The sequence below is a fragment of the Cellulophaga sp. F20128 genome (assembly GCF_023015805.1).
Taxonomy (GTDB): Bacteria; Bacteroidota; Bacteroidia; order Flavobacteriales; family Flavobacteriaceae; genus Cellulophaga.
On sequence record NZ_JALKBA010000003.1, the window covers coordinates 259,264 to 284,935 of the forward strand.

A 25,672-nucleotide genomic window follows, 5' to 3' on the forward strand; every position below is an offset into this window, starting at 1 on the left:
TTTATAAATTGCAGCTACGGTATACACTACAATGAAACTAAAAGTATTCATAGTCATAAGTTTTGTTTTTTTATTTTGGAAGGTAAATGGGCAAAACATAAAGTTTGAACACTATAATGATAACGATGGATTATCGCACAATTCCGTACGCCATATTGTTCAAGATAAACATGGGTTTTTATGGTTGGGAACTTTTCACGGCCTCAATAGGTTTGATGGGTATGAATTTAAGTCGTATTTAAGTAAAACTTCAACAGAAAACACTCTGTACAATGATGATATTACGGCACTAGAACTCGATGAAGAGTCTAATAATTTGTGGATAGGAACAAGAAAAGGTTTATCTCTTTTTAAAACCGACACCCATAAATTCACAACCTTTTTACCGGAAGCAGATGGGGCTAATGGCTTGGAAGACGAAGAGATTAGGTCGGTTCATATTGATAAATACAAACGTGTTTGGGTAGGGACAAAGACCAAAGGGCTTTATGTTTTTTATGTTGCAGAGAATAGGTTTAAAAAGGTTGAAATTGAAGGTTTTAATTATATTAAGGAGATTTTTGAAGATAAAAATGGGACCATTTGGGTGGGAAGTTATATCAGCGGTTCTGTGGCCCGAATCAAGGTTAGCCAAAATGGAGATATTGACCAAATAATTACTTATTCCTTAGATATTCCTAACTCAACAGATAAGAACCCTTACGTTAACTTTATATACGAAGATCGTAAGTCCGATATTTTTGTTGGGTCAAGAGAGGGCTTGTATAAATTAGATAAGTTAACAAATACCTTCGTTAATTTATATATAGAAGATGATGAGGTTCGAGATGATTTAGGGCCTTATTTTCTGTCGGTAGCCCAAGCACCAGATGGTAAATATTGGGTGGGAACTCTTGGGGGACTTTTAGAATGTAACCAACTAGAAGACATTGCTAAAGGGGAATTTAAGAATCATTATGCCGTGTTGTCAGAAGACACATCACTTGTTGATAATTTGGTTTCTTCACTCTATTTTGATGCCTCTGGAGTGCTTTGGATTGGTACAGAAGATGGCTTAGATAAGTACGATCCATTTGAAAATCAGTTTAATTTTAATAAGGATATTTCTTCATATATAGGTAACAAAGCTCCAAGGATACGTGGGTTTTCTAAAACATATGATAAAAAAATAATTGTAGCCACCAGACACAACGGATTGTTCATTACTAAGGATACAAGATTTATTCCACTTTATAATAACGAAAAAGATATCGCTAGTATTTATTCAATCGATGGTAGTATATTTTATTGCGGTTTGTGGAATGGAGAAGTCTTGGTGTATAATTATAAAACAAACACTTCTAAAGTAATCTATGTTGGCTTTAACCAATCTCCGGTAACGGCCTTTGAGCAGTTAGAAGATGGTAGGCTCGTATTAGGTTCTTTTGGCGAAGGCGCAGTAATCTTAGACAGCAAAACACAAAAAATACAAACTGATTTTGGCGTTTTATTACCTGATTATGAGATAAATGAAATTAGGAATGACAAAAATGGTTCTTTGTGGTTTGCGACAGAAACAGGTGTTGTAAAATACAAGATGGCCCCCAAAGAAAAACGGTCTTATATGGCTTCTTCTTATCCTGAAGAAGGGCTATTGCATGACAATGTAAGTGATATAATTTTTGATAAAAACGGAAAACTCTGGGCTTCTACTCGTAAGGGAATTAGCTTTTTTGATGCCGAAACTAATGCGTTTGTAGCTTTAAAAGAACCAGAAGAACTGGTCGGTAAATGGGTAACCGATATGCTAACAGATGCCAATGGAGATCTGTGGTTTAACATTAATAATAATAGCGTTGCAAAACTTAATTTAAGCACGCAAGGTTTTAATCTTTATCATGTGAATAGTGGAAATAGGTTAGACTTTTTTAGTTCTGGTGGTTTTTATAATTTTGAAAACTCCAACATTTATTTGGGTGGAAAAAATGGAGTTATTTACTTTTCTCCTTATACCATACAAGAAAATCAATTGGCACCAAATCCAGTAATTACGGGCTTTAAAATTCAAAATAAAGAGGTATTTCCTGGGATGGAAATTAATGGTCAAATTCCATTAGAAAAAGACTTTAACGATACCAAAAGTATAGCACTTAATTATAAAAATAGAAACTTTTCAATTCAGTTTACAGCTCCGTCTTATGCCAATGAAAAACTGAACAAGTTTGAATATATGTTGGAAGGTTTTGATGAGGATTGGATTGCTGCCAATAGTAATTCTAGAGCCATACAGTACACTAATTTATTTCCCGGAGCCTATGTTTTTAAAATAAAAGCGAGTAATAGTGATGGGCAATGGAGTAAGGTAGTACCCTATAAAATAAAGATTAACCCCCCATTTTGGTTAACTTATCCAGCGCTTTTACTATTCTTATTGATTGTATTTTTAGCCTTCTATTTTATAAGAAAGGAAGTTAAAAATAGGATGCGATTAAAGCAAGAATTGGTTACTGAAAAAGTAAACAGAGAGCGAGATATTAAACTAAATAACGAAAAACTTCGTTTTTTTACGAATATTTCACATGAACTTAGAACTCCCTTAACCCTTATTTTAGGCCCCGTAAAACAATTGATAGAAGAGGGGAAAGAGAAAAGTAGTGCATATCAAAAAAGCAGATTTAATCTCATACATCAAAATGCAAGTAGGCTCTTAAATCTAGTAAATCAAGTACTCGATTTTAGAAAGGCACAAACAGGAGAACTTAAGCTTAAAGTGTCAAAAACAGATATTCTGTTATATACAAAAAACATTTTTGATACCATTAAAGAATTTGCCTATAACAAACAAATTGAATTAATTTTTAATACGGAAGAGAAGACTCTTTTTGGATGGATAGACAGGGATAAATACGATAAAATTTTATACAATTTATTGTCTAATGCTATAAAATTCACCAATAAATACGGACATGTAGAACTGTATGTAAACTTAGGAGAACAGCACTTAATTGTGGAAGTGACCGATGATGGTATTGGTATTCCATTAAACAGTCAAGAAAAAATATTTACTAGATTTTACCAGGCAACCAATAGTAAAGCAAACAATACAGGTTCTGGTATTGGGTTATCGTTGGTAAAATCTTTGGTAGAACTTCATAAAGGTGTTATAAAAGTTAAAAGTATTCCAGGTAAAGGAAGTGTGTTTACGCTTGAAATTCCCATAGATCGTAATTCCTACAGTAAGGAAGAGGTTTTTGAATATGTTACCAAGGAAAACGAACCAGAAACTGTGGTGTATGCACCCGTGAAAAAAGCGGTTAGTACGACTACTATCAAAGAAAAAATCCTTGTTGTTGAAGACAATATGGAACTTCGGAATTATTTAAAGGACTATTTGTCTGACTACTACAAAGTGTATGAGGCTGAAAATGGCGAAGAAGGACTTCAAATTTGTCGTCAAGTAAAACCCATCCTATGTGTGGCAGATGTAATGATGCCGGTTATGGACGGACTCCAATTTTGTGAAGAATTAAAAAACGATGAATTTATTAGTCATATTCCCGTTGTTCTATTAACGGCACTTTCCGAAAATGAAGATAAGGTGAAAGGGTATAATATGGGTGCTGATGGGTACTTAGTAAAACCTTTTGATCCTGCTTTATTAAAAACCGTTATACAAAATGTTATAAAAACCAGGTTGGAATTAAAAGCAAAATTTTCGGGCGAAGTAGAAAGTGAAATAAGTTTACTTACACACTCACCTATAGATAAAGCTTTAATGGAAAAAATAACAAACCTTATCGATGAAAATTTAAATGATACGGAGTTAACTACGACTTACCTGTGCAGCGAACTAGGTATGAGTTCATCAAAGTTATACAGAAAAGTAAAAGAATTAACAGATTTAGCACCCAACGAATTTCTCAGGACAGTTCGACTAAAGAAATCGGCTCACTTCTTAAAAACTAAAAAATACAACGTGTCTGAAGTAGCTAACTTGGTGGGCTTTAATGATCCTTTGTATTTTAGTAGGTGTTTTAAAAAGCAATTTGGTTTTCCACCGAGCAAATTGTTATAATCCCAATAGGGATAGTATCCATATTTTTGATGTATTCATCCATCTACGTAATTCGTTAATATTCTAAATTGCATAAGACTATGGTTTATGGTGTTAGTTGGTTATACCTTAAAATTAATGATTAAATTTAGTTGATGAATTAGTGTTGGTTTTTTACCAGTAAATAGAAGAGATATGAGAAAAGATGCACTTAAGAATGAACAAAACCCTATGGGTAATATAGACGATTGGGAAGAAAACTTGTTAGACAGATATCCAGATCCTTCTGAGCAGGTAAAGGAAAAGGAGGAGTTTAGAAATTATATAGATTCCGAACGTTTAGATACCGTTAAAGAGTTCTATAGAATAAATCACCAGTATCAAACCTATGATTTTGTTTGTGAAAAGGAAGCCGAGTTCTTAAAATTTGATCGCAAGGAAATGTCTATTTGGGAAGCTGTCGATTTTTTAAATACTTTGGTGGATGATAGTGATCCTGATATTGACTTAGACCAATTACAACACTTGTTACAAACGTCGGAGGCAATTAGAGGAGATGGGCACCCAGATTGGTTTGTACTCACTGGATTTATTCATGATTTAGGTAAAATTTTATGCTTGTTTGACGAACCACAATGGGCCGTTGTTGGTGATACGTTTCCTGTTGGTTGTGCCTATTCAGATAAGATAGTATATGCTGAATTCTTTAAAGAAAATCCAGATTACACCAATAAACGCTTCAATACAAAGTATGGTGTTTACAAGCCCAATTGCGGTTTAGATAAGGTAAAGATGAGTTGGGGACATGATGAATATTTATACCAAATAATGAAAGATTATTTGCCAGAGCCAGCATTGTATATGATTCGTTATCATTCCTTTTATGCACAACATAAAGAAAATGAGTACAGGCATTTGATGAATGAAAAGGATGTTGAAATGTTTGAATGGGTAAAGAAATTTAATCCATACGATTTATATTCAAAAGCACCAGAACCGCCAAATGTTGAAGAATTATTGCCCTATTATAAGGAGCTTGTGGCAAAATATTTACCTGAAAAGCTAAAATTTTAAACAACCTATAATTCATATAGTTTAATTGAATGGGTGTAAGACATTAATTCAATTGCCTTTTTGTGCTTTTCATTAACCAAACCAAACCACCTTTATGTACACCTTTCTTACCTTTTTTGCGTTTACAGCCTTTGTTGCGCTTTATTCTTGGTACAAACTCCGAAGCGAAAAACTCGACTCAAAAGATGGTTATTTTCTTGGCGGAAGAAGTCTTACCGGGGTTGTTATTGCGGGTTCCATGTTGCTCACCAATATTTCTACCGAACACCTAATAGGTATGAACGGGTCATCTTATAAAAACGGATTTATTATTATAGCATGGGAAGTAACATCGGCCTTAGCCCTAGTGGCAGCGGCAATTTATTTTGTGCCCAAATATTTAAAAATGGGACTTACCACCATCCCAGAGTATCTAGAGAAGCGATTTGATAGTACCACGCGAACTTTAGTGGCCCTATTTTTAATGATTTCGTTTATCGTTACCTTATTGCCAATTGTTCTCTATACTGGAGCCATAAATATTGAAAGCATTTTTAATATTTCAGAAGTTTTAGAAGTTTCAAAGGGACAGGGACTTTGGATTACGGTGGTTGCCATTGGAGTTTTAGGTTCTATTTATGCCATCTTTGGCGGATTAAAAGCAGTGGCGGTATCTGACACCATAAATGGGTATGGATTATTAATAGGCGGGTTAGCCATACCCCTAATTGCCTTGGTTAGTATTGGCGAAGGCAACCCAGTAGATGGATTGGTAAAGGTGTATAATCACAGTCCAGAAAAATTTAATGTGATAGGGGCAAAGGATTCTGTATTGCCTTTTGGGGTTTTGTTTACAGGCTTAATCATCAATCAGTTGTATTTTTGGAGTATGAATCAAACCATAATTCAACGTGCCTTAGGTGCAAAAAATTTGGTGGAAGCACAAAAAGGTTTATTGTTTACAGGGGTTTTGAAAATATTGGTTCCCATAATCATCATCTTGCCAGGGGTTATTGGTTTTTATTACTTTGGAGATTCCTTGTATGATGATCAAGATATGATTTATCCAGAACTCATTAAAAAAGTGCTACCCGTTGGTTTGGTTGGGGTTTTTGCTGCCATTGTAATGGGGGCGGTATTAAGTACCTTTAATAGCGTTTTAAATAGTGCGGCAACTATTTTTAGTATCGATGTTTATAAAAGACATATCAGAAAAAATAGCAGTGATAAAAATTTGGTGAGAGTAGGGAAGCTCACTTCTGCCATCTTAGCTATTTTTGCTATTCTTGTAGCGCCTATGGTGGCCAATGCCCCTGATGGTTTGTATCAACTTCTCCAACAATTAAATGGTATCTTTTTTATTCCCATCGCTTCTATTATGTTGGCAGGATTCTTTCTTAAGAAAATATCGGCTATGGGAGCCAAAGTAGCCTTGTTTGTAGGGCTTGCATTTTATATTCTAACCACTTTTGTTTTTAAAGTCGATATTCATTTTGTACATATTTGGGGTATAGAATTTTTACTGAATTTGGCCGTGATGTTTGGCGTTTCCTATATGTACCCTGCAAACAGTGAAGACAACCAAGAAGATATGCATGTGGTCGATTTAAAGGAATGGAAATATACCAAGCCAATGGCTATCTTTTTATGTATTGTTACCATTGTTATCTACATTTTATTGGGTAGCAACTAAATAGGTTCCTCTGCTGGGTTTTATTTTACTTGGAATAGTTTTTTGTAAACTTTCATTAGATCCATATAATGTTATTTAAACCAATTTTGAGTGATTTCAAAAGAACTTTTAAAATTCTAAGGTTGCCCAGATCTACTTCAATTAAACTGTATGCTTTTAAATAAATCCAAGGCGAACTTAGTAGCTATTTTTTTATTCCTAAGCGTTTTAAAATAGTTTCTAGTAAGCACCATTTTGTAAATGCAGATTGAATTAAATTGACACCTATAAATACGGTAAACCACATCCAATTGGGACTTACAAAGGCACTTAGTACCACGCTTAATAATACCATTACTCCAACAATAACTCTAAAATATGTATTTAGCATTTTAATTAATTTTAAATTAAACAACTTCTTTATATAAATTTCTCAATAGGAACAACAATCCCTTTAATTGGATTATTAGATTCTAAATTGGAATTGAATTCTTTTATGAATTCAAACAAAACATCAATATTCTCGGCTTCAGTAAAGGAGAAGAATAATCTTGATTCATGACCAAATTTTTCGCCTGGAAACCAACTCGAGGCTATTAAAACAGAGGCGCCGTTTTTATATCCATCAATGTCAGAACTACTAAAGTTTTCAATATTTGCTTTTTTAAATAGTTTCAAAAGATCTTTTTGAAATTCTTCCACTGCAGTAACTATAACTAATTTCATGATTTCTATTTTTTTATGTTTTCGTCAGTTCCGGTAATTTTGAATACTTTCTTACTTGTTTGGAAGAGCATTAGAACTTCTTGTTACAATTTTTTTAAAGCTGATTTTCGTTATCTTCAATCAAAATATATTTTGATTTCAAAAATCAGGTTAAGAGATCTAACTTTATTTATAATTCTTCCGCTCTATCATATAATACACCAAGGGTACTACCAACAGTGTCAAGACGGTTGAAACAATAGTTCCACCCATTAATGAAATGGCTAAACCTTGAAAAATTGGATCAAACAAAATCACAAAGGCTCCAATAACAACCGTACCAGCGGTTAATAATATTGGTGTTGTTCTCACGGCTCCTGCTTCTATGGCCGCTTGTTTTAAAGGGACCCCTTCTGCTGTTCTCAGATTTATAAAGTCGATGAGCAATACGGAGTTTCGCACCATAATTCCTGCTAGAGCAATCATTCCAATAAACGAAGTTGCCGTAAAAAAGGCACCCATAATCCAATGCCCTAAAATAATTCCGATCAATGATAACGGAATCGCAACCATCATAACAATGGGGGCTTTAAAGTTTTGGAACCAACCTACAATTAAGATGTAAATCAATATGATTGCTCCTAAAAAGGCAATCCCTAAATCCCGAAAGACCTCCAAGGTGATTTGCCATTCTCCGTCCCATTTTACGGTATAATTATCTTCAAATTCCGGTTGGCCTAAATACAATTCGTTTAACTCATATCCTTGAGGTAATGGAATCTCTTTCAATTTGTCTTCCATTCCTAAAATAGCGTAGGCAGGACTTTCTAATTCTCCAGCCATATCTGCTAATACATAAACCACACGCTTTTGGTTTTTACGATATATGCTTTTTGCAGCGGTCGTTTCTGTAATAGTTACCAAATCTGAAATTGGAACCATATTGCCTTGTTTCGACTTTACTTTTAATTGAGAAATATCAGTAATTGTAGACTTCTCTTTTTCGTCTAAAGCTAGTATTAAACCTATTTGGCTTACCGCATCTTCATCATATAAATTTGTAATAGGTCTGTTAGCCATGGCCAATTGCATGGTATGTGTTATTTGTTGTGGTGCAATACCATACAACATTGCTTTTTCTTTATTGATTTCAAACAGGTATTCAATTTGGTCATCTTCAACCATCCAATCAATATCTACCACATCAGCAGTATGGTGCAAAATATCCTGAATGCTATTTGCAATTCTAATTTGCTCTTGATAATCGGGGCCATAAACTTCTGCAACAATTGTGGAGAGTACTGGTGGTCCTGGCGGAACTTCAACTAGTTTTACATTGGCATTGTATTTGGCTGCAATCTTCTGAATATCTGGGCGTAATAATTTTGCAATACCATGGCTTTGAAGGTCACGCTCATCTTTACCAATAAGGTTCACTTGAATATCTGCCATATTGCTACCGCCACGTAAATCGTAATGTCGCACCAAACCATTAAAGGTTATAGGCGCAGAAGTACCAACATAATTTTGATAATTCACCACTTCGGGTCTCGTAGACAAATACTGTGATATCTCTTGAGTTACTACCCCAGTACGTTCTAATGTTGTGCCTTCTGGCATATCAATAACCACTTGAAATTCATTCTTATTATCAAACGGTAACATTTTTACAGCCACTGAATTGGTGAAAAATAGAACCATTGTTACCATAAGAATTACAAAGGTACCTCCTAAAAACAACCAACGTTTGGATTTGCTTTCTAATAAAGGACGTTCCAACTTATTATAAATTCGGTAAATAAAGGTTTCTTCTAAGGGTTTTTCTACCTTTTTAGGGAGGCCTTTTTTATCTTTTTCTCTTAAGAAAATATAGCCCAAATAAGGTGTAATGGTTAAGGCTACAAAGAGTGATAAAATCATAGCAATTGATGCTCCAATGGGCATCGGTGCCATATAAGGACCCATTAATCCAGAAACAAAAGCCATCGGTAAAACAGAGGCAATTACAGTAAAGGTTGCCAGAATTGTTGGATTACCAACCTCATTTATCGCATATAAGGCTGCTTGTTTAAAGGGCAGGCGTTTCATTTTAAAATGCCGGTGCATATTTTCGGCAATAATAATGGAGTCATCTACAACGATTCCTGTAACAAATACCAAGGCAAATAGGGTAATTCGGTTTAGAGTATAGTCCATCATATAATAACTCAACAACGTTAAGGCAAACGTAATTGGAACCGATAAGAATACAACCAAGCCACCACGCCAACCCATGGCTAACATAACAACTAGGGTTACCGCGAAGATAGAACCTATAAGATGCCATAAGAGTTCAGCTACTTTTTGTGAAGCTGTTTCCCCATAATTTCGGGTTATTTCAACATGTACATCATCAGGAATTAAGCTGCCCCGTAAATGTTCTACCTTGTCAATAATCACTTCCGAAATTTTCATGGCATCTGCACCTTTTCGTTTAGCGATAGAAATGGTGACCGCTGGATATTCAGAATTATAGTCCGATGATTTTAGGCTTCCTTTTCCAAACCCTAAACTGACATAATTTAATGGCACTTCTGGCCCATCAATTATTTGAGCAATTTGTTTTAAGTAGATCGGCTGATTTTGTTGTACACCAACCACCAAATTTTCAACATCAGCAGCAGATTCTAAAAACGTACCGGTTTTAATTAAAAATTCGGTATCATTTTTATCAAAACTTCCAGTGCTTAATTGACTGTTGTTGGCCCTAATCATTTCAGAAACCGATAAAAAATCCAAACCGCTGGCCACTAATTTGTCTTTATCTAATACCACACGCAATTGCCTGTTTCTTCCACCAATTTTATGTGTAATTGCCACATCATTTACCTTTTTAACTTCAGCCTCTAACTCTTGTGCTATCTGACTTAGTTGGTAATCGTCATACTGTTCACTCCACAGGGTTAAGCCCAACATGGGTACATCATCAATGGCACGGGTTTTTACTAATGGAAAGGTAACACCTTGCGGCATTTGGTCCATATGCTTGTTAATTTCATTGTATAATTTCACAAATGAACGCTCAATATCTTCCCCAACATAAAACTGGACAATGACCATACCTTGCTCCTTCATCGAGGTAGAATACACATATTCTACCCCTTTAATATTGGAAATTAACTGCTCTAATGGCTTAATCACGCGCGATTCTACTTCCGTAGGGCTAGCCCCAGGATACCCCACAAAAATGTCGGCCATTGGCACATCAATTTGTGGCTCTTCCTCACGCGGAATTAAAAACGAACTATAGACTCCAACGACCATAAACACAATCATTAACAATACAGTTAATTTTGATTGCATAAAGACTTTGGCAATTTTTCCTGCGATACCTTCTTTCATTTTATTTTTTTTTGACGTTTTAACAGGCTATCCACTATATCTTTTTACTTGTTCTCGATACAAATTTGCTCGGGCAAATTCACTCGAATTGACGTAAAAAGGATGTCGTTTCTATCCTTAACGCGATATTTTTTATTTTTTAGTGCACCATGATTTTTAAAACCTAGTCGTATCTTCAATACAACCTATTGAAGATTAACCCTCACCCCATTGTAAAGTTTGCCTTCAGCAGAGACGATATAGGCTTCATCTGCTTGTAAGCCCGATAATACCTCTACCTGATCTCCAAAACTTCGTCCCAGACGTAACCAGCGCAGTAAGGCTGTATTACGCTGACTTACGGTATAAACACCCGATAACTGTCCGTTTGTAACAATAGCTTGCTTTGGTATCATAACCGTCCTTACTTGCTCTTTTCTTTCCACTGGAAATTGTACCGTTGTAAACATGCCAGATAAGATATTTGCATCTGTTTTATCCAATTCTATTTTTACTAAGTATTGACCTCCTGTATTTTTTGCCGAACTGCTCACTTCCATAACTTTTCCTGCGATCGTTTTATGGATTGATTTTACCACCACAGCAACAGTTGTTCCCTTTTTAATTTCAGTAATTTCCGTTTCAGGGACTAGCGCCATCACTTCAAAATTCCCTGGTGCTTCCATACTTATTATAGGCATACCCGGATTTGCCATAGCACCTTCTTTACTGTTTTGAGCCGTAATAACTCCGCTAAACGGAGCCGTTATATTACTGTAAGCAAACTGAGCGTTAACTTCGTTTTTCATTTGGTTTGCAGATTCTAATTGTGCCTTTGCTATTTCAAAATTCGCCGTCATATCATCCATCTCCTTTTGAGATGCACTTTGTTTTGCAAACAAATTTTTATAGCGTTTGTAATCCGTTTGTGCAGTAGTGAAAGCAACTGTAGCTTGGGTTATTCCAGCATTTACTTGCGCTCTTTTTGCCTGTAAGTCTGTATTGTTAATCGCTACTAACAACTGACCTTTTTGTACGTTATCGCCCACATTAACATATACTTTAGAAACATAACCCATTATCCTGGTACTTATATCAGCACTTTGGATTGCTTGTATTTTTCCACTTACACTTAAAAAAGGACTGCTGCCATTTACGGCAACCAGACTGGTTGTAACAGATATTGCTGGTGAATTATCTTCCACCAATTTTTGGTCTTTTGGTCCACAACTCCCAACGAAAAGGACTATAGAAAATGTTAGTATGGTATGAATTTTTTTCATTGTATTGATTTTTTTCATGTTTTTAAGTTTTGTTGCATTTCCACAAGTTTCACTTGCTCCTGTATTACATTATATTTTAATGCTGCTTTTCCTTCATGTTCATTGTGGTACTCTCTAAATACAGCAACTACCAGATGAACTCTTCTTTTATTCTTTTGTTAAAAATTGTAAATAGGCCTGTGCGTAGTTGTATTCAAAAATGGTTTGATAGTATGCCAGTTGTTTTTGGGCATATTTTGTTTCTGCCAATAATACATCTGAAGTTTTTTCAAGCCCTTCTTTAAATCGGTTGCTAAATATTCTTAGCGATTCTTCCGATTGTTCCATAGCTAAGGAGGTCAGTTTTAATTTGTTTTCAGCGTCTGTAAAAGCCCGTTTTGCTTTATTCAACTCCAAATTACTTTGCGAAACATATTGCTTGTATTCTAATTTCGATTTTTGAACTTCGGCGGTACTTTTTTGAACCTTTCCAAAACGCTTAGAACCTTTAAAAATATCCCACTGTATTTGTGCGCCAAAGAGGTAACCCTTGGCATCCCCTTGAAAAATTTCATCATCATAAAGTTCAAAGCTCCCAAACGCATTCAGTCTTGGTAAAAATGCCATTTTATCCGCTTTATTCATTGCTTCATAGGCATTGGTTGCCAACTGCATAGCTTTAATGTCCGACCTGTTTTTAGAAATGTTTTTGGAGGTGTTACTATTTAATGCATTAATAGACAGGCTATCGCTAGGTTGGTAGATCACGTAGGTTTCATCATTCATTAAATAGGACAAATAATTAGAGGCATTTTGCAGATTGCTTTTAGCCTGTTGTAATTGATTTTGTACCTCGGTCATATGCACTTCTACTTGTAATACATCTGTACGTTGTACATAGCCTTGTGTAAAACTGTTTGCAATAAAATTTTTATTGGCTTGGGCAGCTTCCAATGCTTTTTCTAAAACAGCTACGGCCTTATATGCTAATTGTAATTCCATATAGGACTTATCAACTTCCAATGCTAAATAATCGGAAGTCCGTGCTGTTTTTAATAACATTGCTTCCATTGTAGACTTTGCCGCTTTGCGCTGAAAAAAACCGTCTAAATTAAGTAAGGGTTGCTGAATTTCGAATTTTGTAGCAAAGTTTTCAATTTGAGAAGGGTTGTTTAATACTGAAGGATTAAAATCGTTTGATGCTAAAATTTCCTGATTTAATTTAGATCCAAATGCCATCAAGGGGTTGGTGGTAGCAATACCAGTATGACTTGCCGTTATATTGGGTAAAAAAACAGCATTGGTTTGTCTATAATCACCCTTAGCAGCATTAAAATCTTCTTCAGAAATTTTAATAGAAGTATTCTTGTCTGTAACCTTAACTAAAACCTCGGTTTTGGAAATAGGGATTACATCTTGGCTTTGAACGGACAAGGTGAAAGTGAAGAGTACAAGAAGATAGAAAATATGCTTTTTCATTAACTATTAATTTAGGTAACAAATGTAGCGTAGATAAAATCTCTGGTCAGTAACAAAGGTTACCTAGGCACAACTTTGTTTGTAGGTGAACAAGTTTGCCTTTTAATAGCTATCTCGCCTTTTCTAGAGCAGTCTAAAAAAAGTAAATTTTTATTGTGAATTTTAGTTTTGTTCTACCTAAATATCTTAGCCATTTATTCCTTCAGGTTTTTTAATGAAAGGGCTAGAGGATGGGCATACAACTATAGTAAGACGGAATGAATAGAGTGTGACAATGGGTGAGACCTTTAGTATGCTATTGAATTTTTAATGCAAACTCGCTGTAAGACATTACCAATCTCCTACAAGTTTTCCTCATTGAAAAACGGCTTTGGTTGTATCTGGGCTGTAAAAGGGACTATTAAATTTCTAAAAAAAAGGATTGGAGTAGTCTTATTTATTTAGGAAATAATTAGGTTTTCTTTTCAATTTTAAAAAATAATTCTTTCCCTTTTCTACTCTCGATAGAGTTCGTTGCTTTCTCCATTTTTAGAATGTAAAAATAAGGGTCAAAATAGGGTAAATACTCTTCTTTACTACCACCAAACGGCGGATGTGTAGTGTTTAGGGGAACATTAAAAAGTAAGCCTACAACCTTTCCTTTCGTATGTAATAAATCATAGGTTTTTTTTGCATACGTTGGTCTCAATTTTGGGTGAATAGCGCAGAAAAAAGTTTGTTCAAGAATTAAATCGAAAGTCATTTCTAGCTCAAAAAAATCGAGCTGTATAAGATGTGATTCCGGAAAAGAGGGAACCCTGGATTTTAAATGGTGGAGTGCTGTTTTTGATACATCTACAACATATACATTTTTGAAACCATTTAAATGGAGATATTCGGCTTCATAGCTATGTCCACCACCTGGAATTAGAATCTGGATGTCTTTTTGAGACAGTTGATCAATATAGGTTTTTATTGGAGGTGAAACAACACCTAAATCCCAACCAATATCGTTAGAGATATATCTGTCATCCCAAAAGGTCTCTGTTAGATCCATACTTAGGATGCTGTAATTATTTGAATGAGTTCCTCTTTTTGCACCACTCCAGATTGTCTCCAAACCTGTGCCCCATTTTTAAAGAGTATCATAGTGGGTACGCCTCTTACTTGGTATTTTGCTGCTAAGGGCTGATTTTTGTCAACGTCTATTTTAAGGATCGAAACACGATCACCTAAATTATCTTTAACCTGTTTTAAAATGGGACTCATCATTTTACATGGTCCACACCATTCGGCAAAAAAATCGACTAAAACAGGTTTGTCTTGATTTATTATTTCTGAAAATTTGCTCATACCTTTTTTAATTTATTGATCAAATGTAATACGCCATATGCCCCTCACTTCATTTAAAGAACTGAAAGATACTTATCTTTTTTTTATAGCCATATCAATGCCTAAAATATATTGTATTTCAGACATTTTTGTTGTTATCGTATGGGTGCAACGCTTACATTTTGTATAACTAGCGATGCCGTCATAGGTTTAGTTGTAGTTAGATATGCCACCTTTTAAATCGTAAATTTCGTTAAACCCCATGGCCGATAGCTTGTTGGCTGCTTGTCTGCTCCGGGCGCCACTTCTACAGTAGATATAAACGGGCATATCTTTGTCTAATTTATTAAATTCTGTTTGAAATACGCCAGAAAAGTAATCTATATTTTTGGCTCGGACTATATGCCCAGACTGAAACTCATTTGGGGTTCTTACATCAATTAATTGGATTTTTTTAGAAGCTATAGCCTCTTTAAATGTTTGAGCATCTAATTTTTTAATAGCATTATTTTGCTTTGACTTTATGCCGAAAATTGTTCTTAATAGTGATATCATTGTTTATCGTTTATTTTTTTATAGGGTTGTTGGGCAAATAAAGTGAGATACCTCTATGCCTATTTCTTTAATAGAAGTAAAGCCTTCTTCAATATTAATGAAGTTATGAATACCGCGATTTTTTAAAATAGAGGCAGCAATCATACTTCTATATCCTCCGGCACAATGTATGTAAAACAGTTCATTTGTTGGGAACTCGGCTAAATGGTTGTTAATAGCACCCAAAGGCGTATTAATTGCATTTAAAACATGTTCTGATGCAAATTCATTTTCTTTTCGAACATCAAAAACGGGCACATCAGTTACCTCTATAATTTCTTTAAATGTTATGGCCTTTATGGATGAAACCGTATCATATTCATTAGCTGTTTTTTTCCAGGCTTCAAACCCACCTTTTAAATATCCTAAGGTATTGTCAAAACCAACTCTAGAAAGTCGCGTAATAGTTTCTTTTATCCGGTCTTTATGGGCCACTAAAAGAATGGGCTGTTGCACATCTTTTATCAAATCGCCTACCCATGGCGCAAAATTTCCATCAATACCGATAAAGATTGCACCTGGGATATGACCTTTAGCGAAATCATCTTGATGTCGCACATCGAGAATAACAGCTCCTGTTTCATTAGCAGCAACTTCAAAGGCTTTAGGGCTCAATGCATTTTCTCCCTGGGCTAGAACCTCGTTAATATCTTTGTAGCCCTCTTTATTCATCTTTACATTCATTGGAAAATAGGCTGGTGGAGGTAAAAGCCCCTCTGTTACTTCATTGATGAATTCTTCCTTGGTCATATCGCTTCGTAAGGCGTAATTAACTTCCTTTTGATTCCCTAAGGTGTCTACGGTTTCTTTCATCATATTTTTACCACAGGCAGAACCAGCGCCATGTGCAGGATATACGATAACATCATCGGCCAATGGCATTATTTTAGTACGTAGGCTGTCAAATAAGGTTCCAGCAAGTTCTTCTTGTGTCATATTTGATGCTTTTTGAGCAAGATCTGGCCGACCAACATCACCTAGAAATAAGGTATCTCCTGTGAACAAGGCGTGGTCTTTACCATTCTTATCTCTTAAAAGGTAGGAGGTACTTTCCATTGTATGCCCTGGCGTATGTAGCGCTGTAATTGTAATTTCACCTAACGCAAAATCCTGACCATCCTTTGCGATGGTAGCTTCAAATGAAGGATCTGCATTTGGACCATAAATGATCTTAGCACCAGTTGCTTTTGCAAGGGTTATATGGCCGCTAACAAAGTCTGCGTGAAAATGTGTTTCAAAGATGTATTTAATTTTGCCCTTGTCTAATTTTGTCCTATCTAAATAAGGGCTAACCTCTCTTAAAGGGTCAATTATAGCTACTTCTCCCTTGCTTTCTATATAGTAAGCTCCTTGTGCTAAGCAACCTGTATAAATTTGTTCTATTTTCATTTTTCTATAATTAATAGGTCAAAGGTATAATCTATTGTCTTTACTCACAGTAACATAAGTTACAGTGTTTATTTCTTTAAAACCACTGCTATTGGAAGCTTAATACTGATAGTTTTACTAGGAAGTTGGCGAATTTTACTGTTTTAAGAAAATCAAAATTTCGCGCAGGAGGTAGGATAAAAGTAGCTGGTTAAGAGAGGATACAACCAGTAGATTTAGGGTTAAAATATTAATTAGTACAATAAATGTAAAAACCCCAACAGCCTTCTATAGTACTTTTTTAGTTGATTATTTGTATGCCTCCCAGAACGACATAGTATGGGGTAAATATGGCAATGATGAGTTTATAAATTTATTATTTTTATAAAATTTCTGTGCAATTCTATTTTACCCAACTGTTCTAGTTTTTTTAATAATCTAGAGATCACTACTCTTGAAGTGTGAAGGTCATACGCAATTTCTTGATGTGTATTTTTAATGCGATGATCATTATTAATCCTTGCCTTTTCTTTTAAATATTGTATTAGGCGTTCATCCAATTTATAGAAGGCAATACTGTCTACCGTAGTCAGTAGTTCATTGATTCTATTGTGGTAACTTTCAAAAACAAAATTACGCCAAGATTTATAGTTTTTTGTCCATTCTTCCATTTTAGAAACGGGTACCATAATGAGTTTGGCGTCTGTTTCAGCGATAGCTCTTATTTCACTTTTCTGTTGGCCTAGGCAACATGCCATAGTCATGGAACATGTTTCTCCTTTTTCTAAATAGTACAATAATAATTCATCCCCATTACTATCTTCTCTCATAATTTTAATTGCGCCAGAAATAAGCAAAGGCATTGATTTTACATAGTCTCCTATTTCCATCATTTTATGGCCTTCTGGTATTTCTTTATAGGTGCCTACTTGAATGATCTCATTGATTAAAGCGTCTTCAAATAAATGTCCATAGCTAGTTTTCAATTCTTGAATCATCTTGTAAAGTTATTTTTTTTAAACATAGTAACCAAATAGGTTGGGATACTGCTTCACTAGTAAAACCGCTGTAAATGAAGATCAATATTCCCTTAGATCCAATCATAAAACTAAGTGATATAATAATGATATATAGCAATTCATTTCGTTTTATTGTAAACCCTAAACTTAATAAGGAATTAAATTAATAAAAATTAGCTATTTGGATGAGACGTTCAATGTTTAATAATTGAATTTTACGACCATCAATAGTAATAAGTTTATCGTATTTAAAATCATGTAGTACACGAGCCAAGGTTTCAACAACTGTACCTGCCATATTCGCTAAATCGGAGCGAGAGAGCTTAATCGTTGTTGTTAAAACACCGTCAACTTTATATTTATCTTGTAAAATTAATAAATTAAGAGCTACTCGCTCTCTTACGGTACGCTGTGATAGTACCGCCATTAGATTTGCCAATACATTAAATTCATGGCTTAAGCTTTTTAATAATAAACGTGAAAATGATGAAGAATTTTCAAGTATTTCATTAAAATCTTTTGTACTAATAAATGAGATAATAGAATTTTCTATAGCAACTGCAGTATCTCCATAGCTGCTCTCGCTTAAAACAGATGAATAGCCAAAAAATTCCCCTTGCTTATAGATGTATATGATTTGTTCACGTCCGTCATTGTCCATTTTATATTTTTTTACTTTCCCGCTTTGTAAGTAAAAAATACCAGGAGGCAATGTCCCTTCCGTAAATATAGGTTGGTTTTTACGGAACTTTTTATCGTGCATAATTTTTTCAAGCATTGCCTTTTCAGCAGAAGGTAATTCGCTTAAGATATATTGGCTATTGAATTTAAATTTAGTAATCATAATTGTGCCGTAAAGTTAAATCTTAATTTGTTTTCTAATTCAAAACTTGATTTAAATCAAATTTTTGCAAGATTCCAATTAAGCTCCATTGCTTTTTGGCCTTGTACTTTTACACCTAAGAATAGAGTTCATTCCGAATTAACAAAATAACAATGAAATCTACTATGAAGCACTATAAATTACTTGAAAATTAAATAAATACAGCCTATGCTAAAAAACAATAAAGAAGCTATGATGTGCTGTCCTAACTGCGGCTCAAAATACAAACAAAAAATGCCACTAATAGGTAAACATATTAATAATCAGTGTGTTTTTTGTCATACTTTTTTTGGAATAACCAATAGTGACGATTGTTGTGTTTATTGTAAATATAGTAATGTGTTATGTCCAAAGGCACAAAAAAATATAGAAATAAAATAAGTATTTCAAAATACTTTTAAAGTCTGGGTGATAATAAAAATCATCTACGTTGTCAAAAATGGCCATTGAAAGTATAGATATTTGGAGAAGGTAGGAAGGCAGAACAAATAAGGAAAAATAACAAACAGTAAAAATGGGTAGTAGTTGCCTTATTTCCATTGTAAAATAATATACAATTTATAAAATGATATTCAAAAACCTGCGATTACATATCGACATAGGTGACAAACTTTTTAATACCCTTTACCCCTTGAGTATCCAAAGGCTTTCAGAACACCATTGGACGTCTGTAGAAGTAGCTCAAATATCAGCTGATTATTTAGTTCATAAACCTAATTGTAAAGTTTTGGATATTGGCTCTGGAGTAGGGAAATTTTGTTTGATAGGAGCTACGTCTACAAAAGGTCATTTTTATGGTGTTGAGCAACGAGAGAGGCTCATTAAGTTGTCACAAAAAATTGCAAAAACTCATAAAGTCAATAATGTAACCTTTATTCACTCCAATATTACAGAGGTTTCCTTTTCGGATTATGATGCATTTTATTTTTATAATCCTTTTTATGAAAACATAGATCATTCATTTTTAATAGACAACAAAGTTGTTTTAGACGAGAAATTATATACCACGTATTCAGAATATGTAGCAAATCAATTAAAAAATACAGCCATAGGTACTAAACTGGTGACCTATTGGAGTACCTGGGTAGAAATTCCTGAGGGTTTTGATTTAGAATTTACGGCCTATAATGGGAAACTAAACTTTTGGAAAAAGAAATTTTAACGTTTATGGATAAGCAATTAAAACGAATACAAAAAAGTAAGGAATTACTATTAGTTCAGGGTGTTAAAAAACTCCAAATCATTGGTTTTACAAATGTTACTATGCATAATATTTTGACAGATGAAACTTATCGGATTTACTTCTTAAGTTTTCTTAAAAACAGATCTATTTCTAAAACCGATGATGAAATTAATGCAATAAAAGAACTAAAGTCATTCATTGCTAAACTACTTAAAATGTAAAAAGTGAACAACATTATAATTAATTTTAAACTTAATTTATGAATATACTTGAAAAACTAGAAACACGTCTAGGTCCCTTGGGTGAACACGCACACTATGCACATGGTTATTATGCCTATCCACGACTAGAAGGTGAAATTAGCAACAAAATGATTTTTAATGGGAAAGAGAAATTAGTATGGAGTCTTAATAATTACTTAGGATTGGCAAACCACCCAGAAGTTAGAACGGCCGATAGGGAAGGGGCAAGGCGTTATGGATTAGCATATCCTATGGGAGCTAGAATGATGAGTGGAAATACTGAACTCCATGAAAGCTTTGAAACAGAAATTGCAGATTATGTAGGCAAAGAAGATGCTTTTCTGTTAAACTATGGCTATCAAGGTATGGTATCCATAATTGATAGTTTGGTAGATAGGAATGATGTTATTGTGTACGATGCAGAGTCTCACGCTTGTATTTTAGACGGTGCAAGATTACATATGGGACAACGGTTTGTTTTTAAACATAATGATATTGAAGATTGTGAAAAACAATTACGCCGTGCTCAAAAAATAACACAAAAAACCAAAGGTGCAATTTTAGTAATTACCGAAGGAGTTTTTGGCATGCGTGGTGACCAAGGGAAACTTAAAGAAATTGTCTCTTTAAAAGAAAAATATTGCTTTTCATTATTAGTCGATGATGCACATGGCATAGGCTGTATGGGAAAAACAGGGGCAGGGACAGGTGAAGAACAAGGAGTTCAAGATGGGATTGACTTTTATTTTGGGACCTTTGCAAAGTCATTTGCAGGAATAGGAGCCTTTATTGCAAGTACTAAAGAGGCCATAATGTTTTTCAAATATAATATGCGGTCTCAAATCTTTGCAAAAGCTTTACCCATGCCAATGGTTTTTGGAGCTTTAAAGCGTCTTGAATTGATGCGAACAAGACCACTATTAAGAGAAAGATTATGGCGAACCACAGAAGCATTGCAAAATGGATTAACAGATGCAGGTTTTGATATTGGCAATACAAACTCACCTATTACTCCAATATATTTAAATGGAACAATTGAAGAAGCTACAGCATTGGTTAGTGATTTACGTGAAAACCACCATATTTTTTGTTCCATGGTAGTATATCCTGTGGTTCCAAAAGGGATGATTATTTTAAGATTAATTCCAACGGCAGATCATAGCTTAGAAGATGTAAGTAGAACTATTACTGCTTTTAGTGAGATAAAATTAAAGCTTATAAATGGTCATTATAAAAAGGAGGAGATTGAAACAGTAATGTGATTCAATTTTTCAATATAGAATTAAGACAAAAAGGCTTTACATTTGATCATGAATAGCCTTTTTGTTCTTGTCCATTCTGCTGAACTACAAAAATTCTTTGGCCTTTTTAATAGCGGTATCAATATCTTCTACAACAAGATCATCTGCTATAAAGGAGAAAATTTCATTTTTTTTAAAATCTTTCCGCAAGGGTTTCCCGATACCTGAAATTATGACCTTTATTTTTCTGGTCTTATAGGTTTTTATAATTGCTTTGATACTCTGGTATCCTGTAGCATCTATTAATGGTACATAGCGCATTCTAATGATAATAACTTGGGGCTGTATATGAGTATTGGTAATGGTTTCCTGAAATTGTCTGGCCGCTCCAAAGAATAGGGGGCCATTAATTTCATACAAAATAACTCCTTTAGGTATATCCAATAGTTCTTCATCAAAAAGATGCTCGTCATTACCATTTTCGGACGAAAAATCCTGTATTTTAATAGATTCACTCATTCTTTTCATAAACATAAAACTGGATAATACGATACCAATTTCTATGGCTATTACCAAATCAAAGATAACGGTGAGAAAAAATGTAGTCAGTAAGATAACAACATCCATTCTATTGCCTTTTAGAATAGATCTGAATTGTTTCCATTCGCTCATATGATACGCAACAACCATTAGAATACCGGCTAAACATGACATAGGGATTAATTTGGCATAGGGTGCAAATAAAAGCATAATAGCCAATAAGACTAGAGCGTGCACGATACCGGCAATAGGGGTGCGTCCTCCGTTTTTTACATTGGTTGCGGTTCTTGCAATGGCCCCCGTAGCGGGGATTCCACCAAAGAGAGAAGAGAAGATATTGGCCGCTCCTTGTGCTATTAACTCCATATTTGAACGGTGTTTACCACCTATCATCGAATCGGATACCACGGCAGAAAGGAGCGATTCTATACTTCCTAAAATGGCAATAGCAAATGCAGGTTGAATAAGCGCTTTAATGGTATCAAAATTAACATTGGGTATATGGGGCAAGCCCAACTGGTTGGGGATATTCCCAAAATTACTTTCAATGGTATCTACCGGAAGATCAAATACAACGACAACTATGGTAGATAGAATTATGGCAATAATAGACCCCGGAATTTTTTTTATAATTTTTTGGAAATAAAGTGTAATCAGTACGGTTGCCAAGGCAATACTAATTGCATACCAATTAATTTTATGAAAATTACTAAAATATACCATCCATTTATCTATAAAATCAGCAGGTAATTTAGTAATATGAAGGCCAAAAAAGTCATTAATTTGAGAGGAGAAAATAATAAGGGCAATCCCACTTGTGAATCCAACAATTAGAGAATATGGGATGTATTTTAATAAATTTCCGAGTCGTGCTAATCCAAATCCGATAATTATAAAACCAGCCATAAAAGTAGCGATGGTTAAGCCGTCTGTCCCGTATTGTTGAACAATGCCATAAACAATAACAATAAAAGCTCCGGTAGGACCCCCTATTTGAACCCGACTACCTCCAAAAGTCGAAATAATGATTCCAGCTATAATTGCGGTTACTATTCCCTTTTCAGGAGAAACACCGGAGGCTATGGCAAAGGCAATAGCCAAGGGCAAAGCAACTATCCCCACAATTAATCCCGAAAGAGTATCTTTTGTTATAGTTTCCTTGGATATCCCCTGTTTTAAAAGGGAAAATAATTTTGGTATAAATTCTTTGCCCATTGGTTTATAGATTAATCATTTAATAAATAAGGCGCTTAAAATTTTAGTATGTTTTACCTGTTTGTTGTATAATCTATGGTCATATTCAACAAAATAGCTCTTGAGATACGCATTAATGGAATCTGTAACATAAAACTAAAGAGTATAATAAAGGGGTATATAATTGTAAAAAAACCGTTTAGACTATGTAAAGAGAATCCTAGTATTAGTAACGGTATAAAAATTAGTACTACCATAGGATAGCTTATCCATAAAGCAGCTGTATAAAACCCTGGTTCCATCTTAAAATTTTGCTTGCAAGAAGAGCATTTATCTGGCATTTCTAAGATTCTTGAAAATACAAATAATCCTGGATTATTGAATAAATTTCCAATTTGACAACGTGGACATTTTAATTTTAAAATACTGTACAGCTTGGTTCCCCTTTTCATTGACTATTTTCTTTTAAAGTGAACAATTTTTTCTCAAATAAATTTACATATTGTCAACTATTGCTTTCCCAAATTCAGAACATTTAAGTAACGTGGCATCCTTCATTAATCTTTCGAAATCATAGGTGACGGTTTTGTTGTGAATAGCACCTTTTAAACCTTTAACTATTAGATCAGCGGCTTCTTGCCATCCTAAATATTCCAACATCATGACACCAGAAAGGATTTCTGAAGATGGGTTTACCTTATCTTGATCTTTGTATTTGGGCGCTGTACCATGTGTTGCTTCAAATATGGAAACTCCTGTTTTATAATTGATGTTGGCACCTGGTGCAATTCCAATTCCACCTACTATGGCAGCCAAAGCATCAGAAATGTAATCCCCATTTAAGTTTAATGTTGCAATAATATCATATTGCTCAGGTCTCAAAATAATTTGTTGCAAAAAAGCATCGGCAATGACATCCTTTATAATTAGTTGATGTCCACCGCTATGAATAACCTGCCAAGGACCACCTTCATAATCTTTCGCGGAAAATTCATCTTGGGCCAACTGATAGCCCCATTCTTTGAATTTGCCTTCGGTAAATTTCATAATATTCCCTTTATGAACAATAGTTACCGAATCTTTTTTATGGTCAATGGCATATTGAATAGCAGCTCTCACCAAACGCTCGGTTCCTTCTTTTGAAACGGGTTTAATTCCTATAGATACAGTATTGGGAAAGCGAATGTCAGTTACACCCATCTCATTGATTAGAAAGTTTTTTACTTTTTCGAGTTCAGGAGTACCATTCATCCATTCAATACCTGCGTAAATATCTTCCGTGTTTTCCCTAAAAATAACCATATCTACCTTTTCGGGATTTTTAACAGGGGAGGGTACGCCTTTATACCATTTAACAGGTCTAACACATGCATATAAATCAAGTTGTTGCCGTAAAGCCACATTAAGAGATCGCATTCCACCACCTATAGGTGTAGTTAAAGGTCCTTTAATGGCTACAAGATATTTCTCAATACTTTTAATAGTAGTTTCTGGTAACCATTCCCCAGTTTTTTCAAAAGCCTTTTCACCGGCATATACTTCTTTCCATTTAATTGCTCTGTAATCACCATATGCTTTTAGAATAGCAGTATCAATTACCATTTTAGTGGCTTTCCAAATATCTGGACCAGTCCCGTCACCTTCAATAAATGGGATTATGGGTTTATTGGGAACGTGGAGCTTTCCATTAACTAAACTTATTTTACTTTCATTCATATTGAAAACTAAGTTAAATTGAATGCAAATATACCATAAATGTTATTTAAAAACATAACAATTGTTATGTTTTTATGTGTTTTTTATTATATATTTGATTGATGAAAAATTTCTATACACAATTTGATTTTCAGAGTGATCAACTTTTTGAGGTATTGACTTCTGAAGAAAAGAAAGTAGTTTATAATACTATGGAGCCATTGACCATAAAGAAAGGTGGGCTCTTGTTTTATGAAGAAGGAATCCCTACCGGTATTTTTCAAATTAAAAAAGGAAAAGCAAAAAAATTTAAGCACGGTTTTTCTGGAGTAGAACAAATTTTTTATATATACACCAATGGAGATGTATTAGGATATCACGCTTTATTTGGAGAAGAACGGTATCAAGATTCTTGCGAAGCATTGGAAGATTTGGAAGTGAATTTTATAGCTAAAGATGTTTTTTTTCAATTGTTACAAGACATACCTACTTTGCAACACACTTTTACAAAAAATATTGGTCATGAATTTGGGGTTCTGGCCAATATTATTGCTGTACTTGCTCAAAAAAATCTAAATGCACGCTTAGCTATTAATTTGCTAATTCTAGAAAATCGTTTTCAGAAGCATTTCAACGTTGGAGGTATTGATTTAACGCGAGAAGATTTGGCTAATATTATAGGCACTTCCCCTGAAAGCTTAGGAAGGATATTAAAACAGTTTAAGGATGAAGGAGTAATTGCAATAGATAAAAGAATTATTTCTATAAAAAACAAAGGTACCCTATTTCAATTGTTAAATATAGATATGAATTCCTGAGCTTAAGTAAACTTAGTGAT

At 34.4% G+C, this 25,672-nt stretch carries 21 protein-coding genes; 7 read left to right on the top strand and 14 right to left on the bottom strand.

What is annotated here, in order from left to right; translation table 11 throughout:
• Positions 1-31 precede the first annotated feature (31 nt).
• The 3 genes from MWU65_RS04955 to MWU65_RS04965 all read left to right on the top strand — a co-directional run bounded on the left by MWU65_RS04955 (position 32) and on the right by MWU65_RS04965 (position 6,779).
• A complete protein-coding gene (locus tag MWU65_RS04955) occupies positions 32-4,054 on the top strand; it encodes a hybrid sensor histidine kinase/response regulator transcription factor (protein WP_247076073.1) in 4,023 nt (1,340 codons plus the stop codon).
• 174 nt (positions 4,055-4,228) lie between these two features.
• Positions 4,229-5,107, top strand: coding sequence for an inositol oxygenase (locus MWU65_RS04960; protein WP_247076074.1), 879 nt, complete (start codon positions 4,229-4,231; stop codon positions 5,105-5,107).
• Between the two features lie 94 nt (positions 5,108-5,201).
• Positions 5,202-6,779, top strand: coding sequence for a solute:sodium symporter family transporter (locus tag MWU65_RS04965; protein WP_247076075.1), 1,578 nt, complete (start codon positions 5,202-5,204; stop codon positions 6,777-6,779).
• Positions 6,780-6,963: 184 nt separating this feature from the next.
• Here the strand turns inward: MWU65_RS04965 and MWU65_RS04970 are convergent, their stop codons facing one another.
• The 11 genes from MWU65_RS04970 to MWU65_RS05020 form a co-directional block, all read right to left on the bottom strand.
• On the bottom strand, positions 6,964-7,149 hold the full coding sequence (locus MWU65_RS04970) for a DUF2892 domain-containing protein (RefSeq protein WP_247076076.1): 186 nt from the start codon (positions 7,147-7,149) through the stop codon (positions 6,964-6,966).
• A gap of 29 nt (positions 7,150-7,178) precedes the next feature.
• A complete protein-coding gene (locus MWU65_RS04975; protein ID WP_247076077.1) occupies positions 7,179-7,484 on the bottom strand; it encodes a hypothetical protein in 306 nt (101 codons plus the stop codon).
• A 165-nt stretch (positions 7,485-7,649) separates the two neighbouring features.
• Positions 7,650-10,844 (bottom strand): efflux RND transporter permease subunit, encoded by a 3,195-nt coding sequence (locus MWU65_RS04980; protein WP_247076078.1) that lies wholly within the window; start codon positions 10,842-10,844, stop codon positions 7,650-7,652.
• Between the two features lie 185 nt (positions 10,845-11,029).
• Complete coding sequence (locus MWU65_RS04985; protein ID WP_247076079.1) at positions 11,030-12,106, bottom strand: efflux RND transporter periplasmic adaptor subunit; 1,077 nt, start codon at positions 12,104-12,106, stop codon at positions 11,030-11,032.
• Between the two features lie 147 nt (positions 12,107-12,253).
• Complete coding sequence (locus tag MWU65_RS04990; RefSeq protein ID WP_247076080.1) at positions 12,254-13,564, bottom strand: TolC family protein; 1,311 nt, start codon at positions 13,562-13,564, stop codon at positions 12,254-12,256.
• A gap of 451 nt (positions 13,565-14,015) precedes the next feature.
• Complete coding sequence (locus tag MWU65_RS04995; protein ID WP_247076081.1) at positions 14,016-14,600, bottom strand: TPMT family class I SAM-dependent methyltransferase; 585 nt, start codon at positions 14,598-14,600, stop codon at positions 14,016-14,018.
• Between the two features lie 2 nt (positions 14,601-14,602).
• The gene (trxA, locus tag MWU65_RS05000) at positions 14,603-14,896 is read right to left on the bottom strand and encodes a thioredoxin (RefSeq protein WP_247076082.1); all 294 of its coding nucleotides are present in this window, start codon (positions 14,894-14,896) and stop codon (positions 14,603-14,605) included.
• Positions 14,897-15,085: 189 nt separating this feature from the next.
• Entirely contained in the window at positions 15,086-15,430 is a 345-nt protein-coding gene (locus MWU65_RS05005) for a rhodanese-like domain-containing protein (RefSeq protein WP_281501006.1), read from the bottom strand.
• A gap of 18 nt (positions 15,431-15,448) precedes the next feature.
• Positions 15,449-16,858 carry an MBL fold metallo-hydrolase gene (locus MWU65_RS05010; protein WP_247076083.1) on the bottom strand — a complete coding sequence of 470 codons (1,410 nt, stop codon included), beginning with the start codon at positions 16,856-16,858 and terminating at the stop codon, positions 15,449-15,451.
• Positions 16,859-17,202: 344 nt separating this feature from the next.
• Positions 17,203-17,835: a Crp/Fnr family transcriptional regulator gene (locus MWU65_RS05015; protein ID WP_247076084.1), complete on the bottom strand. Its 633-nt coding sequence runs from the start codon at positions 17,833-17,835 to the stop codon at positions 17,203-17,205.
• Positions 17,836-18,019: 184 nt separating this feature from the next.
• Complete coding sequence (locus MWU65_RS05020; protein WP_247076085.1) at positions 18,020-18,700, bottom strand: Crp/Fnr family transcriptional regulator; 681 nt, start codon at positions 18,698-18,700, stop codon at positions 18,020-18,022.
• Positions 18,701-19,304: 604 nt separating this feature from the next.
• On the opposite strand from MWU65_RS05020, the gene MWU65_RS05025 reads away from it, so the two are divergent.
• Genes MWU65_RS05025 through MWU65_RS05035 form a run of 3 tightly spaced genes read left to right on the top strand, consistent with a single transcriptional unit; the run spans position 19,305 to position 21,426 of the window.
• On the top strand, positions 19,305-19,901 hold the full coding sequence (locus MWU65_RS05025; protein ID WP_247076086.1) for a class I SAM-dependent methyltransferase: 597 nt from the start codon (positions 19,305-19,307) through the stop codon (positions 19,899-19,901).
• A complete protein-coding gene (locus MWU65_RS05030) occupies positions 19,883-20,143 on the top strand; it encodes a hypothetical protein (RefSeq protein WP_247076087.1) in 261 nt (86 codons plus the stop codon). Before MWU65_RS05025 ends, MWU65_RS05030 begins: the two co-directional genes overlap by 19 nt.
• 38 nt (positions 20,144-20,181) lie before the next feature.
• Positions 20,182-21,426 carry an aminotransferase class I/II-fold pyridoxal phosphate-dependent enzyme gene (locus tag MWU65_RS05035; protein WP_247076088.1) on the top strand — a complete coding sequence of 415 codons (1,245 nt, stop codon included), beginning with the start codon at positions 20,182-20,184 and terminating at the stop codon, positions 21,424-21,426.
• 84 nt (positions 21,427-21,510) lie between these two features.
• Here the strand turns inward: MWU65_RS05035 and MWU65_RS05040 are convergent, their stop codons facing one another.
• From MWU65_RS05040 to icd, 3 genes are read right to left on the bottom strand one after another with little or no spacing between them, the layout of a single operon-like run.
• The gene (locus MWU65_RS05040; protein WP_247076089.1) at positions 21,511-23,160 is read right to left on the bottom strand and encodes a SulP family inorganic anion transporter; all 1,650 of its coding nucleotides are present in this window, start codon (positions 23,158-23,160) and stop codon (positions 21,511-21,513) included.
• Between the two features lie 53 nt (positions 23,161-23,213).
• Entirely contained in the window at positions 23,214-23,591 is a 378-nt protein-coding gene (locus MWU65_RS17690; protein ID WP_281501007.1) for a DUF983 domain-containing protein, read from the bottom strand.
• A gap of 43 nt (positions 23,592-23,634) precedes the next feature.
• On the bottom strand, positions 23,635-24,855 hold the full coding sequence (gene icd, locus MWU65_RS05050) for an NADP-dependent isocitrate dehydrogenase (protein ID WP_247076090.1): 1,221 nt from the start codon (positions 24,853-24,855) through the stop codon (positions 23,635-23,637).
• A 101-nt stretch (positions 24,856-24,956) separates the two neighbouring features.
• Here icd and MWU65_RS05055 point away from each other — a divergent pair, with 101 nt between their 5' ends.
• On the top strand, positions 24,957-25,652 hold the full coding sequence (locus tag MWU65_RS05055) for a Crp/Fnr family transcriptional regulator (protein WP_247076091.1): 696 nt from the start codon (positions 24,957-24,959) through the stop codon (positions 25,650-25,652).
• Positions 25,653-25,672: the final 20 nt, after the last annotated feature.